Source organism: Bradyrhizobium sp. WSM4872 (assembly GCF_055811715.1).
In genome coordinates this window covers 85,805-99,720 of sequence record NZ_JBVVPT010000008.1, presented here as the reverse complement: position 1 = coordinate 99,720, position 13,916 = coordinate 85,805, and the positions used below count along the sequence as shown (strand labels likewise).

At 65.4% G+C, this 13,916-nt stretch carries 15 protein-coding genes; 11 read left to right on the top strand and 4 right to left on the bottom strand.

The window, feature by feature from the left end:
* Nucleotides 1-25: 25 nt before the first annotated feature.
* Nucleotides 26-364: a hypothetical protein gene (locus AC0L3C_RS13735; RefSeq protein ID WP_473279058.1), complete on the bottom strand. Its 339-nt coding sequence runs from the start codon at nt 362-364 to the stop codon at nt 26-28.
* Between the two features lie 56 nt (nt 365-420).
* Between AC0L3C_RS13735 and AC0L3C_RS13730 the strand changes: the two genes are divergently transcribed.
* Nucleotides 421-1,908: a caspase family protein gene (locus tag AC0L3C_RS13730; protein WP_473408228.1), complete on the top strand. Its 1,488-nt coding sequence runs from the start codon at nt 421-423 to the stop codon at nt 1,906-1,908.
* A gap of 241 nt (nt 1,909-2,149) precedes the next feature.
* A complete protein-coding gene (locus tag AC0L3C_RS13725; protein ID WP_473408227.1) occupies nt 2,150-3,817 on the top strand; it encodes a SulP family inorganic anion transporter in 1,668 nt (555 codons plus the stop codon).
* A gap of 171 nt (nt 3,818-3,988) precedes the next feature.
* Here the strand turns inward: AC0L3C_RS13725 and AC0L3C_RS13720 are convergent, their stop codons facing one another.
* Entirely contained in the window at nt 3,989-4,351 is a 363-nt protein-coding gene (locus AC0L3C_RS13720) for a hypothetical protein (protein ID WP_473260631.1), read from the bottom strand.
* 50 nt (nt 4,352-4,401) lie between these two features.
* Nucleotides 4,402-5,826, bottom strand: a complete 1,425-nt coding sequence (locus AC0L3C_RS13715; protein ID WP_473408226.1) for an FAD-binding oxidoreductase — start codon at nt 5,824-5,826, stop codon at nt 4,402-4,404.
* Between the two features lie 87 nt (nt 5,827-5,913).
* Here AC0L3C_RS13715 and AC0L3C_RS13710 point away from each other — a divergent pair, with 87 nt between their 5' ends.
* The gene (locus AC0L3C_RS13710; protein ID WP_473408225.1) at nt 5,914-6,420 is read left to right on the top strand and encodes a thioesterase family protein; all 507 of its coding nucleotides are present in this window, start codon (nt 5,914-5,916) and stop codon (nt 6,418-6,420) included.
* Between the two features lie 61 nt (nt 6,421-6,481).
* Here AC0L3C_RS13710 and AC0L3C_RS13705 read toward each other — a convergent pair whose 3' ends face one another.
* Nucleotides 6,482-6,655: a DUF1328 domain-containing protein gene (locus AC0L3C_RS13705; RefSeq protein WP_007613448.1), complete on the bottom strand. Its 174-nt coding sequence runs from the start codon at nt 6,653-6,655 to the stop codon at nt 6,482-6,484.
* Between the two features lie 241 nt (nt 6,656-6,896).
* Between AC0L3C_RS13705 and AC0L3C_RS13700 the strand changes: the two genes are divergently transcribed.
* The 8 genes from AC0L3C_RS13700 to AC0L3C_RS13665 all read left to right on the top strand — a co-directional run bounded on the left by AC0L3C_RS13700 (nt 6,897) and on the right by AC0L3C_RS13665 (nt 13,823).
* Nucleotides 6,897-9,452, top strand: a complete 2,556-nt coding sequence (locus tag AC0L3C_RS13700) for an ATP-dependent helicase (protein WP_473279053.1) — start codon at nt 6,897-6,899, stop codon at nt 9,450-9,452.
* Between the two features lie 7 nt (nt 9,453-9,459).
* On the top strand, nt 9,460-9,750 hold the full coding sequence (locus AC0L3C_RS13695) for a type II toxin-antitoxin system HicB family antitoxin (RefSeq protein ID WP_473279052.1): 291 nt from the start codon (nt 9,460-9,462) through the stop codon (nt 9,748-9,750).
* An 88-nt stretch (nt 9,751-9,838) separates the two neighbouring features.
* Complete coding sequence (locus AC0L3C_RS13690) at nt 9,839-10,255, top strand: hypothetical protein (protein WP_473260640.1); 417 nt, start codon at nt 9,839-9,841, stop codon at nt 10,253-10,255.
* Entirely contained in the window at nt 10,255-10,926 is a 672-nt protein-coding gene (locus tag AC0L3C_RS13685; RefSeq protein WP_473408224.1) for an OmpA family protein, read from the top strand. The genes AC0L3C_RS13690 and AC0L3C_RS13685 overlap by 1 nt, the downstream gene beginning before the upstream one ends.
* Nucleotides 10,927-11,080: 154 nt before the next feature.
* A complete protein-coding gene (locus AC0L3C_RS13680; RefSeq protein WP_473408223.1) occupies nt 11,081-11,617 on the top strand; it encodes an Mpo1 family 2-hydroxy fatty acid dioxygenase in 537 nt (178 codons plus the stop codon).
* 29 nt (nt 11,618-11,646) lie between these two features.
* The gene (locus AC0L3C_RS13675; protein WP_473408222.1) at nt 11,647-12,678 is read left to right on the top strand and encodes an NAD-dependent epimerase/dehydratase family protein; all 1,032 of its coding nucleotides are present in this window, start codon (nt 11,647-11,649) and stop codon (nt 12,676-12,678) included.
* 30 nt (nt 12,679-12,708) lie between these two features.
* Nucleotides 12,709-13,335: a methyltransferase family protein gene (locus tag AC0L3C_RS13670; RefSeq protein ID WP_007600907.1), complete on the top strand. Its 627-nt coding sequence runs from the start codon at nt 12,709-12,711 to the stop codon at nt 13,333-13,335.
* A 278-nt stretch (nt 13,336-13,613) separates the two neighbouring features.
* Complete coding sequence (locus tag AC0L3C_RS13665; RefSeq protein WP_007613466.1) at nt 13,614-13,823, top strand: hypothetical protein; 210 nt, start codon at nt 13,614-13,616, stop codon at nt 13,821-13,823.
* Nucleotides 13,824-13,916: the final 93 nt, after the last annotated feature.

Below are 13,916 nucleotides of genomic sequence, written 5' to 3'. Positions count from 1 at the left end.
TTCTCCCCAATTATTATTTTTCGAGCTACGGTCGTTGCCGCAGCCCGTTGCGCGGACTGTATGGCCAAAGCGGCGGCGCAGGCAAGGCTTGCGGCCAGCCGCCGCAAAGCGGCGCGTCGCGAAGATCGACGGCATCCGCGCGCGGCGAAACAGCCATGTTTTTTGCGGGATTCTCGATCAGATCGGCATGGACCCGATGTGCGAGAAGATGCTTTCGCGCAGCATTGGGCATCAATCTAATTGGCGCATGGATCAATGCGCAATTCACATGGATGGAGCCAGAACGATGCCGCACTGGCTCTGACAGACCTCCCGCCCCATTTTGCCGCAGCTCAACCGTGATCCAGTGCACAGACAGACGCATGGCGGCCACCTAAAAAAGGTGACATCATCGCGCGCATTGCCGATGGAGGTGACACCATGCGCCGTCCAGTTCTTCGCAGTTTGTTTCTTGCATCCGGTCTTCTCGCGCTCACGCAATTGACGATTCCGACGGAGGCCGCGGCCGAAGCACGGCTCGCACTCGTGATCGGTCAATCGGCCTATCGCACCGTGCCGGAACTGCCCAACGCAGCCAACGACGCCAAGGGCATGACGGAGCTGCTCGGCAATGCCGGCTTCACCGTCACCACGGCATCCAATCTGGCGCAGAACGACATGCGTCAGGCGATCTCGGATTTCGCCGGCAAGGTCAGCGCCAGCGGCGCCGACACCGTCGCGCTGGTGTTCTATGCCGGCCACGGCCTGCAGATCGACGGCGAAAACTATCTCGTTCCCGTCGATCTCGACCCCAAGCGCGAAGCCGACATTCCGCTGCAGGGCGTACGGCTCAACGATTTGCTCAACACGCTCGGCGCGCTGCCGACACGAGCCCGCATCTTCATGCTCGATGCCTGCCGCAACAATCCGTTCCCGGCGCTGAGCGGCGCCGGACACGGGCTTGCGATCGTCGACACCAAGGCCGGCGCGCCGGGCTCCTTCATTTCCTATTCGACCTCGCCGGGCTCCGAAGCCGAGGATGGCTCCGGCATCGACAGTCCCTACACCACCGCGGCGCTGACCGTCGCCAAGCAGCCCAATCTGCCGATCGAAGAAGTGTTCAAGCGCATTCGCGTCGCCGTGGCGCAATCGACCGACGGACGCCAGATCCCCTGGGAAAGCTCGTCGCTGACGACCGACTTCAAGTTCTTCGGCGGCGACAGCAGCGGCAGTCAGGCTGCGCTTCCTGGCGCATCCTCCATGGCACTTGCGAGCGGCACGCGCAGCCTCGAGGACTGGCGCAAGGACTTGCAGGGCAAGCCGGCCATGGTCGCCTATGAGATGGTGATCACCGACGACACCGTGCCGGCTTATCAGGCCTATATCGAGTTGTATGCTCAGGACACCCGTACGCCGCGGCTGCGCACGATTGTGGAGCGCCGGCGCCAGATGCTGGCGTGGGAGCGCGCCACCGCGATCAACACCCGCGCCTCGTTCGAGGCTTATCTGGCGAACTGGGACAACAGCGATCTGGCTGCGACCGCACGCAGGCTGCTGCTCCGCGTACAGAACCGCAACTACGTCTTGCCTGCTGTGGTCGCGGCCGCTCCTGCCCCGGTCGCCGTCGCAATGGCCCCGACCTGCCCGTGCTCGACGCCCACAGCTCCGGCCTCGCCGGTCAACCCGGCGGTCGCTCCCGTGATCAAGAAGCGCGTCGACGACACGCCGCCGAAGCGCAAGGTCGTCGACACGCCGCCCAGGCCGCGCCGGCCGCCGCCTGATGAGGTGATCTACGAGCGCGCGCCGCCGCCGGATCGCGGCCCGCCGCCCGGCGCCATCATGCAAGGCATCGGAATTGGTGTCGGAATCGGCATGGGTATGGGCGGCGGCCGCGGCGGCGACTATCACAACGACCGCGGCCGTTACTGAGACGACCTCTCGCAATACGGAGGACAAATCTGTCCTCCGTCATTGCGGGCGCAGCGAAGCAATCCAGAGTCTTTCCCGCGGAGGGGATGCCGGATTGCTTCCGCCTTCGCTAAAGCTTCGGCGGACAAGTCGCTGCGCTCGCAATGACGACGGATGGAGATAAACTGCGTCTGCTGCTTCCCGATACGGAAATGCTGTAGTCTAACCGACTGACGCCAGCCTTTCCGGGGACTCCACATCGATGCCGCACGACGCTCACGCCAAGCCAGCTTGGCCGCTGTTTCGCTCACTCGCGTCCTATTCGCTGCCGGGCGATTTGATGGCCGGCCTGACGCTGGCCGCGATCGCGATTCCCGAGCAGATGGCGACCGCACGGCTCGGCGGCTTCGCGCCGCAGATCGGCTTCTTCGCCTTCATGGCGGGTTCGCTCGGCTTTGCCATGCTCGGCGGCAACCGCTTCCTGTCGTGCGGCGCCGATTCCACGATCACGCCGATCTTCGCCGGCGGACTGGCGGCGCTGGCCGCTGCCGGCTCGCCTGAGTATCAGGGCCTCGCGATCGCGCTGGCGCTGATGGTCGGTGCGATGATGCTGGCCGGCGGCGCCTTCCGCCTCGGCGGCATCGCCAATCTCTTGTCCGTGCCCGTCATGGTCGGCTTCCTCGCCGGCATCTCCGTCCACATCATCGTCTCGCAATTGCCGGGCGTGCTGGGTCTGGACTCGCCGAACGGGCCGACGCTCGATCGCATCGGCGTGCTCGCAAGCGAGCTCGGCCGCACCAATCCCTTCACGCTGTGCATCGGCTTCGGTGTGCTGGCCGTGGTCTTCCTGGCCGAGAAGATCAGCGCAAAAATTCCGGGCGCGCTGATCGGGCTCGTCGCCGCGACCCTGGCCACGATCGTGCTCGGCCTCGAGAGCAAGGGCGTCAATGTCGTAGGCGCCGTGCCGGGGACGCTGCCGCGGCCGACCTTCCCCGAGCTTGCACCGGAGCAATGGGTCCGCCTCGTGCCGCTCGCCTTTGTCATCACGGTCGTGGTGATGGTGCAGACCGCGGCGACGACGCGCTCGTTCCCGTCCGATCCCGACAAGCCGGCCGATGTCGATCGCGATTTTCTCGGCGCGGGCGCCGGCAGCGTGCTGTCGGGCCTGTTCGGCGCGTTTCCAGTCAATGCCAGCCCGCCGCGGACGGGCATTGTCGCCGAGACCGGGGGACAATCGCAGCTCGCGGGCCTTGCGGCCGCTGTCATCGTGCTGGCGCTGCTCGCGTTTGGAACGGGATTGCTGCAGCACGTTCCGGACGCGGCCCTCGGCGGCATCCTGCTGTTCGTCGCGTTGCGCATCATCCGCGTGAAGCAGATCGCCACGATCTATCGCCAATCCCCAAGCGAATTCCTTCTGATCGCCGCCACCGCCGCGCTGATCATCGTGCTGCCGATCCAGCAAGGCGCGTTCCTCGGCATCGTGCTGTCGCTGCTGCACGGCATCTGGAGCACGACGCGCGCGCGGCTGGTCGAGTTCGAGCGCGTGCCGGGCACCACGATCTGGTGGCCGGCGCATCCCCACATCGCCGGCGAGCGCATCGCCGGTGTCGCCGTGATCGGGCTGCAGGCGCCGCTGTCGTTCCTCAACGCGCCCGGCTTTCGCAGCGACGTGACCAAGGTGCTCGGCGCAACGCCGCCGCAGCTGCTGGTGCTGGAGGCGAGCGGCATGGTCGAGATCGACTTCACTGCCGCGCAGATCCTGCTCGACGTCTTCAGGGCTTGCAGTGAACAGGGCGTCACGGTCGCGCTGGCCCGGCTGGAATCGGTGCGTGCGCAGGACGCATTCGAGCGGTTCAGGCTGTTCGAGGCCCTGCCCCGGGAGAACGTCTTCCACAGTGTCGACGAGGCCGTGCGCAAGCTGGCGAAATAGGAACAGCTTTGGTTCGCGCAGGTCGAGCCGCGAACTCGCTGTAACCTCTCCCGCTTGCGGGAGAGGTCGGCGCGGAGCGCCGGGTGAGGGCTTTGTCCCCTTGGGGATTGTCCCGTTGCGGAGACACCCTCTCCCCGACCCTCCCCGCAAGCGGGGGTGGGAGCGCACCGCTCACTGCGCCAATGTCGGATGATCCCGCTGCACCGTTTCGCGGATCCAGCTGGCATGGATCGCGCGAAACAGGATTTGCGCCGTCTTGAGGTCGTTCGCTGTCATGCAGAGATCGACGATGCGACGCACTGCGTCGTCGCGCATCAGCCCATCCGAGATCTTCATCGCGATTTCCATCGCGACTTTCGCCGCGCGCTCGTAACGCTCGCTCTCGCGCTTGTCGCTGCGCGCGGACCCTGCCGCGCTCGCCGCGGCGGCGTCACAGATCGCGCGGATACGCTCGGCGGCCTCGATGTCGCCGAGCGGCCGTTCGATCGCCTCGTCCCAGATGTCCCGGCGCGTCTTGCGGGCGAACCACTGCATTGCCTGCTCCGTGGTGAGGGAGCGAGCATAAACGGCGGCCACGCCGCGCGCTACGCCTCAGGTACGATCTTGCCGGGGTTGAAGATGTTCTGCGGATCGAGCGCCTTCTTCAGTGCCCGCATCGCGTCGATCGCCTCGGGGCCGAGCTCCGCCTTGAGATATTTCTGCTTGCCCTGGCCGATGCCGTGCTCGCCGGTGCAGGTGCCGTCCATCGCCTGCGCGCGCTCGACCAGCCGATGCATGAACTCTTCGCCGCGCGCCATCTCGTCGGCATCGTTGGTGTCGCAGACCAGCGAACAGTGGAAATTGCCGTCACCGACATGGCCGACGATCGGCGACAACAGGTTGAGACGCTTGAGATCTTCCTCGGTCTCGCCGACGCATTCGGCAAGCCGCGAAATCGGCACGCAGACGTCGGTCGCGACCACACCGATGCTGTCGCCCGGCCGCAGCGCCTTCACCGACCAATAGGCGTCGTGCCGCGCCTGCCACAATTTTGTGCGATCCTCCGGCTTGGTGGTCCAGGAGAAATCGCCGCCGCCACAGTCCTTTGCGATCTCGCCGAAAGCCTTGGACTGTTCGCCGACCTCGATCTCGCTGCCGTGGAATTCCATCAGCAGCAGCGGCGTTTCCGGCAGCGTCAACTTCGAATAGGCGTTGCAGGCCCGCACCTGCGCCGCGTTGAGCAGCTCGATGCGCGCCACGGGAATGCCGGTCTGGATCGCCAGGATCACGGCCTGACACGCCCCGTGCACGGTCTCGAACGACACCGCACCGGCCGCGATCGTATCGGGGATGCCGCGCAGGCGGATGGTCAGTTCCGAGATGATGCCGAGCGTGCCCTCGGCGCCGACGAACAGATGCGTCAGGTCGTAGCCGGCGGATGATTTCTTCGCACGCGTGCCGGTCGTGATGATCTCGCCGTCGCCGCGGACCACTTTCAGCGCCAGCACACTGTCGCGCATGGTGCCGTAGCGCACCGCGTTGGTGCCGGAGGCGCGGGTCGAGGCCATGCCGCCGAGGGAAGCGTCCGCGCCGGGGTCGATCGGGAAGAACAGGCCTTGGTCGCGCAGATGCTCGTTGAGCGCCTTGCGGGTGACGCCGGGCTGGATCACGCAGTCGAGGTCCTCGGCATGCACCACGAGCACCTTGTTCATGTCGCGCAGGTCGATGCAGATGCCGCCGGCGGGTGCGTTGACCTGGCCCTCTAGCGAGGTGCCGGTGCCGAAGGCGATGACGGGCACGCCGTTTTTCGCGCAGATCCGCACCACGTCCTGGATGTCGGCGGTCTCCTGCGCCATCACCACGCCGTCCGGCGGCTGGTTCACGATCCATGTGGTGGTATGGCCGTGCTGCTCGCGGACGGCCTGCGAGGTAATGAGGCGGTTGCCGAACCGCGCGGCAAGCTGCTCCAGCGCGCTCGCGAGGGCTTTCGGCGCCGGCCGCGGCGGATTATTGGTGATGGTCGTACCCACGGACGTTCCTCCCGACGAGACGAACCGTGGCAAAGGACATCTCACCGGTCAAGTCAAGCGACCGGACGCATAGCTGGGGAAGGACACATGCCGCAGACTGCTGCCACAACGATCGAGGGCGCACCGTTCCGCGCGTCGATCATGCAGATCGAGCCGCAATGGATCGACTACAACGGCCACCTCAACATGGCCTATTACAACGTGATGTTCGACCGTGCGATCGACCAGATGTGGCTGACGCTCGGGATCGGTCCGGGCTACATGAAGGAGCGCGGCGGCTCGACCTTCACTGCCGAATGCCACGTGCGGTATTTGCGCGAAATCCACCTCGGCGATCCCGTGCAGGTCTCGGTCTGGCTGCTGGAGGCCGACGACAAGCGGCTGCACACGTTCCAGGAGCTGCGACACGCCACCGAAGGCTGGTTGTCTGCGACCTCCGAAAACATGTCGCTTCACATCGACATGGGCTCACGAAAGGTGGCGGCCTTTCCAGCGGACATCCGTGAGCGCATTGCGGCGGTGGTCAAGGCTCATAGCGGCGTGCCGCGACCCGAGGGCATCGGCCGGAACGTGGCGATGCCCTCGAAGCGGTAGTGCATGATCCGGAAAAGTGCGAAGCGGTTTCCGGCAAGATCATGCACCAAATCAGACCGCGCTAAACCCTGGTGCGGCCGCGGGCCAGACCGACAACGGCCGAGACCAGGAACAGCACGACCGCGATGAAGAAGATGATCTTGGCGATTTCGATCGACGCGCCGGCGAGGCCGCCAAAGCCCAGAATACCGGCGATCAGGGCGATAACCAGAAACGTAACTACCCAGCTAAGCATGATCCGAACCTCTGTTTCGATGTCTGTCTGCGATCGGCGCGGCTGACGCGCCTCACTTGCAGAACCAATCGCCGACTCGGAACAATGGTTCCGGGCCGCTGGGGTCGGAAATTCGCCTGACCCGCAGGAACAAATTGGCTTTCCGCGCACGTGGAAAACCCCCGTCCGCGGCCCCATATAGGGACCAATCCCTGTTAAGAAGGCTCCCCTTTCACCACCCCGCGGTGCCAACGTGGGGCAAATGATTCGCATGACCGAGCCGAGCAAGATCACGTCCCAGAGTGTCCCCGACCACCAGCCCGCAGCCGGCGGCATTGCCGCGCGTGCGCGCGCCTCGGTGGGCCCGCAATACCTGTCCGGGCTCAATCCGGAGCAGCGCGAGGCTGTGGAGACGCTGGATGGCCCGGTTCTGGTGCTGGCCGGCGCCGGCACCGGCAAGACCCGCGTGCTGACCACGCGCATCGCCCATATCCTGAGCCAGGGCCGCGCCCGCCCCTCCGAAATCCTGTCAGTGACCTTCACCAACAAGGCCGCGCGGGAGATGAAGCACCGGCTCGGCCAGATGCTCGGCCATGCGGTCGAAGGCATGCCGTGGCTCGGCACCTTCCACTCCATCGGCGGGCGTATCCTGCGCACCCACGCCGAGCTGGCGCAGCTCAAGTCGAACTTCACCGTGCTCGACGTCGACGATCAGGTGCGGCTGTTGAAGCAGCTCCTGCAAGCCGACAACATCGACGACAAGCGCTGGCCCGCGCGTATGCTCGCCGGCCTGATTGACGGCTGGAAGAACCGCGGCCTGACACCGTCGCAGGTGCCGTCGGGCGAAGCCGCCGTCTTCGCCAACGGCAAGGGCGGCAAGCTCTATGCGAGCTACCAGGAGCGGTTGAAGATTTTGAACGCCGCCGATTTCGGCGATCTGCTGCTCGAGGACATCCGCATCTTCCGCGAGCACCCGGATATCTTGCGGCAGTACCAGCAGCGCTTCAAATTCATCCTGGTCGATGAGTATCAAGACACCAACGTCGCGCAATATCTATGGCTGCGGCTGCTCTCGCAGGCGCCATCGTCCAATCCGTCATTGCCCGGCTTGCCCCGGCAAGCCATCGAGTCTCCGCCGAGTGATGCCGAGAATGACGATGAAGCGCCGCCTCCGGCGCAAGAAAAAACACACGTCAAGAACATCTGCTGCGTCGGCGACGACGACCAGTCGATCTATGGCTGGCGCGGCGCGGAGGTCGACAACATCCTGCGCTTCGACCATGATTTCCCCGGCGCCAAGGTCATCCGCCTCGAGCGCAACTACCGCTCGACCGGCCACATCCTCGCCGCCGCCTCGCATTTGATCGCCCATAACGAGGGCCGGCTCGGCAAGACGCTGCGCACCGAGGACCATGACGGCGAGAAGGTCACGGTGACGGGCTCGTGGGATTCGGAAGAGGAAGCCCGCGGCATCGGCGAGGAGATCGAGCAGATCCAGCGTCAGGGCGACAAGCTCAACGAGATCGCGATTCTCGTGCGCGCCTCCTACCAGATGCGCGAGTTCGAAGACCGCTTCGTCACGCTCGGCCTGCCCTATCGCGTCATCGGCGGCCCGCGCTTCTACGAGCGCGCCGAAATCCGCGATGCGCTGGCTTATCTGCGCGTCATCAATTCACCGGCCGACGACCTCGCCTTCGAGCGCATCGTCAACACGCCCAAGCGCGGCTTGGGCGATGCCACCGTGCAGATGCTGCACGACCACGCCCGCAAGCGCCGCATTCCGCTGTTCGAGGCGGCGCGCGCGGTGGTCGAGACCGACGAGCTGAAGCCGAAGGCGCGCGGCTCCTTGCGCGACGTCGTCGCCCAGTTCGACCGCTGGCGCGCCCAGCGCGAGGTCACGTCGCACACGGAGCTCGCCCAGATCGTGCTCGACGAGAGCGGCTACACCGAGATGTGGCAGAAGGACCGCTCGGCGGACGCCGCGGGCCGGCTCGAGAACCTCAAGGAGCTGGTGCGCTCGATGGAGGAGTTCGAGAACCTGCAAGGGTTTTTGGAGCACATCTCGCTGGTGATGGACCGCGACAGCGGCGCCGATGAGGACGCGGTGTCGCTGATGACGCTGCATTCGGCCAAGGGTCTGGAGTTCGACAACGTGTTCCTGCCCGGCTGGGAAGAAGGCCTGTTTCCGAGCCAACGGACGCTGGACGAACAGGGCCGCGCCGGACTTGAGGAAGAGCGCCGGCTCGGCCATGTCGGCCTGACCCGCGCCCGCCGCCGCGCCAAGATCTATTTTGCCACCAACCGGCGGATCCATGGCACCTGGTCGACCACGATCCCGTCGCGCTTCCTCGACGAACTGCCGGCGGCCAATGTCGAGATCACGGAATCCAAGGGCGGCTCCGCCTGGGGCGGCACCGGCGGCTACGGCGCCTCCCGCTTCGACGACATGGAAGCGTTCGGCTCCACCTATTCGACCCCGGGCTGGCAGCGCGCCCAGGCCAATCGCAATCGTGGCGGCGGCGGGGGCGGCAATGGCGGCCGCGGCAGCTTCGAGGAACAGGCCTCGTCGTTTTCGTCCCAGTCGTCCTCGCCCGATTTCGGCAGCTTCTCCTCGCGCCGCCGCGGGCCCCTGACGATCGAGGGCGAGTTGGTGGCCAAATCCACCGGCACGACCTCGGAATTCTCGCTCTCCGACCGCGTTTTCCACCAGAAATTCGGCTACGGCCGCGTCACCAGGATCGACGGCAACAAGCTCACCATCGCCTTCGACAAGGCCGGCGAGAAGAAGGTCGTGGACAGCTTTGTGCAGCGGGCGTGAGGCCCGCATGCCGCACTACATCGCCATCATCCAGGACGCCGGCCCGGACGAAGCCGTCGGCGTGTGGTTTCCCGACCTGCCCGGCTGCATTTCCGGCGGCGACGACGTCGATGAGGCCCTGGAGAATGCGCCCGAGGCACTCGCGTTCTATGCACAGGAACTGGTCGCGGACGGCCGCCAGCTTCCCCCGCCGCGGACATTGGACGAGCTCAAGGCCGACCCTGATGTGGCCGACGAGCTCGGGAAGCACACAGTCGCCCTGATCGAATGGCCGCCCCTCACTGAGGCCACGGAGTGAGGACTGTTCGCCGCACTGGTCGGACTCTCGACACTTCTCGCCCGAACAGCCCTTGACCACCGCGAACTTCCCCGTATCAGATGCGGCCATGGTCCGGGGCTCCATCACACTGATCTTGCTGGCATTGGGTATGCCGTCGCTTGCAGCGGCGGAGACCATGAGCTTTGGCGACTCGATCGGGATGCTGGCGAAAAGTTGCGGTGCGGAAATCGTCGCGAATTGCCGCGGCGTCAACCCGGATTCGACCCGCCTGAAGGAGTGCCTGTCGCGCAACCGCGACGTGCTCTCCCAGCAGTGCCAGAGCGACTATCTCGGCGCCTTCGATGCCATCCAGAAGCGTGTCGCGGCCCGCGTCACGGTGGCGAACGCCTGCCAGCGCGAGATCGTCAAGGTCTGCGGCGGCTCGACCAAGGAGACCAGCAAGGCGGTCCCCTGCCTGGTCTCGACGCCCAAGGGCATCAGCAACAACTGCCTGAAGGCCGTCGACGACGCGGGGTATCGGTGATGCCAGCGAACAGGCTTTCCAACGCCGGAATATGCATCGCGCTCGGCCTCGCTTTGCTCGCGGGCACAGCCGAAGCGCAGACGGCGCCGCCGACCCGCGACGACATCGTCGGCAAGCTCAACCATTTCGAACAAGCCGCCGAGATCGATCTTCCCGCGCTGAAGCTGCAGGTGATGGAGCGGGCCAAGGCCAGGATCAAGAACGATCCGGGTCCGGTGAACCGGCCGCTGATCGCGCCTGATCTGGCCAATTTGCCGACCTTCACCGCGCAGATCCAGTTCGACGCCGACACGCCGATCATCCAGCCGGCGTCCTACCAGACTGTCGGGCGCCTCGCTGACGCGCTGGTCCATGCCTCGCTGCTGCCCTACACGTTCCTGATCGTCGGCCATGTCGAATCCAACGCGAAGACGCGCGAGGCCAACGCCATCCTGAGCCAGCGCCGGGCGGACGCGATTCGCGACGTGCTGGTGAACACGTTCAAGATCTCGACCAAGCGGCTGCATCCGATCGGCCTCGGCGAGGAGCAGTTTCTCGACCGGGCCAAGCCGACCTCCGCCGCCAACGCCCAGTTGCAAATCCTGACCTACGCCAAGGTACCCGAGGAAGCGCCTGCGCATCCGGCTGCGACACCTGCGCCTGCGGCGAAAAAGCCCGCCAAGAAACGCTGAGCGGACGCGGCACGGCGGCTGACGGAACCCTTTGAAGTCTTGATCATTTTGTGACCTGTCTCACAGCGCAACAGGGCGGTTTCACGCGACAATCGCGCCGGTTTGTGCACCGCCCTATCAGGTGCTATAGGCTTTTTTCGCCCTGCCTGACCCCATGCTACACGAGACCGAGATGGCCAGTTATTTTCAACGTCAGCTGGCCGACTACGTCGAATACCATCGCGATCCCTGGAACTGCGCGATGCACGTGGTCGGCATCCTCCTGCTCTTCACCGGCGCCGTGCTGCCGCTGACGCTGGTGCATTTCCCGCTGTTCGGGATCGAGGTCAGCCTGGCCGTGGTTCTTGCCCTGCCGGTGCTGGCCTACTGGCTGATGCTGGACGCTGGGATCGGGCTCGGCATCCTCGCCGCGATGATCGTGCTGCTTTCGGTCGCAACCGCGATCGGCAATCAGGTCTCGATCGTCATGATGTGGTCGATTTTTGCGGTGCTGATCGGCCTTGGCGTCGCGTCGCAAATCGTCGGCCACAAGGTTTTCGAGGAGCGACAGCCGTCGATGGTCGACCACCCCACGCATTTTCTGCTTGGACCGATGTTTGTCATGGCAAAATTATTCATTGCATTGGGCTTCCGTCGCGACCTTGCCGCGATTCTGGCGCCTGCTCCGACCAATTCCCTTTCAACCCGATAGTTCTAGACGCGAAACAGCAAACCTACTGCATGGCTCTCGTACTGGTTACCGGTGGCAGCGGCTTCATCGGACATCATCTTGTAGAAGCGCTCCGCGCCCGTGGGCAGCGGGTGCGCGTTCTCGATGTCCGTGCGCCTGCCACGCCCTATGCCGACGTTGAATATGCCCAAGGCTCGGTGCTGGACGGCGCCGCGGTCGATGCCGCGGTTGCGGGTGTCGATCAGGTCTATCACCTCGCCGGCCTGCCCGGCATGTGGGTTGCCGACAAGCAGGCCTTTCACGACGTCAATTGCCGCGGCACCGAAATCGTGCTCGCGGCCGCGATGAAGCGCGGGGTCTCGCGCTTCCTGCACTGCTCGACGGAATCGATCCTGTTCCCCTATTCCGACCTCAACGGTGTTCCCGCCGAGGAGGCGCTGCAGCCGGCCGAGGCGATGCCGGGCGCCTACACGCGGTCGAAATCGCTGGCGGAGCATTGCGCCGCGAAGGCCGCAGCCGCAGGCTTCCCGCTGGTGATCGGCACCCCGACCATGCCGATCGGTGCGGCCGACCATAATCTGACGCCGCCGACCGCGATGCTGTGGTACTTCCTGCAGAAGAAAGTGCAGCCGCATCTCGACTTCCCGGTCAATCTCGTCGACGTCCGCGACGTCGCCATGGGTCTCGTGCTGACCATGGAACGCGGGCGTAACGGCCAGCGCTACATCCTCGGCGGCGACTGCGTCAGGCTCGGCCAGATTCTGCGGATGATGTCGGCGATGAGCGGCCGGCGGCAATTCCCGGTCGTCGTTCCCGGCAAAATGGCCGAGCTGTCGGGCATCATGCTCGAATATCTCTCCGATCGTATCACGCGCCGGCCGCCCAACGGCACCGCCGAGGGCGTGCGCATCGCGCTCGCCGCGAGCGACCTCTCGATCGGCAAGGCGCGCACCGAGCTCGGCTACGCGCCGCGCCCGATCGAGCCGGTCCTGCGCGAAACCATCACCCATCTTCTCGCCCGCGGCGGCGCGCTTGCCTCCGGCGCCATCGAGCATCACGCGCTCTCCTCGCGCGCCAGCTGAGCTGCCGCCCAACCCAAAGAACCTTTCCGCATGTCCTTCGATTTCAGCAAGCTTCTCTCTGTCGCCTGGGGTGGTTGGACCACGACCTGGCCGACGCAACTGCTCGCCCTGATCTGGCTTGCCTGGCTCGCAAGCTGGGTCGGCGCCTCGTTCTGGCAGGGCCGCACCCAGAAGCAGGTGATGACGCTGGAGTCCGGCCGCTATCGCATCCCGATCCTGGTCGGCGGCATCCTGTTCACGCCGTGGACCGCCGAAGTGCTCGGCGAGAAGCCGCTCTGGGTGTTCAGCAATACAGCCGTCTACGTCGTGGCGCTGATCGTGCTGGCCGGCATCTCCTTCACCTGGTGGGGACGGCTGCATCTCGGACAATTCTGGTCCAACACCATCACTCACAAGCAAGACCACCGCGTCATCGACACCGGCCCGTACGGCATCGTGCGTCATCCGATCTACACCGGCCTGATCCTCGGCATGCTGGTGACCGGCATCGCGGTCGGCACGGTGACGGCGATGCTCGGCGCCATCCTGATCTCGCTCGGCATGTGGCAGAAGGGTCGGATGGAAGAAGTGTTCCTGTCCAAGGAGCTCGGCGAAGACGCCTACGGCGCCTATTGCCGCCGCGTGCCGATGATCATCCCGTTCCTGTCGCCACGCTGAGAGCGGGTATCGCTTCACGCTGTCATCGCAAGCTTAGCGCGGCTGCACCTCCGGAGTCGTCCTGGCGAAAGCCAGGACCCATTACCCCAGGGAGCGGTTTGGCGAGGATTGCCCGGAACCCGAGGCCGCACGCAATCGATGGATTCCGCGGTATGGGTCCTGGCTTTCGCCAGGACGACGTTGAGGAAGCTGTGTGCGCAACACACCTGCTTCCAGGAACCCCTGCTGCCTGCGCCCGTTAGCCTCGATACCTGCCACACACCGCAGAGCATCGAGCCATGTCCGACGCCTACGATTATTTTCGCGAGCACGCGATCGCCGCCGTCCGCAAGGCGCGGGCGCTGCCGCCCGGGCGGCCGAAGCAGAAGCAGCGCACGGTGGCGCGAGTCTATCATCTGCTGTCCCGGGAGGCGGCGCTTGCGCCGAACATCCATCACCTCGATGATTTTCGCGCGGCGCGCCGGGCGGAGCGGCAGATCGGCCGCTGATCTCCGGCACACCCCGTCGGCATTCGTCCCATGCAAAATCGAACGGCAGCCATTCCACGGGAATAGAGCCCCGCGGCCCGTCGCACAGGTTGA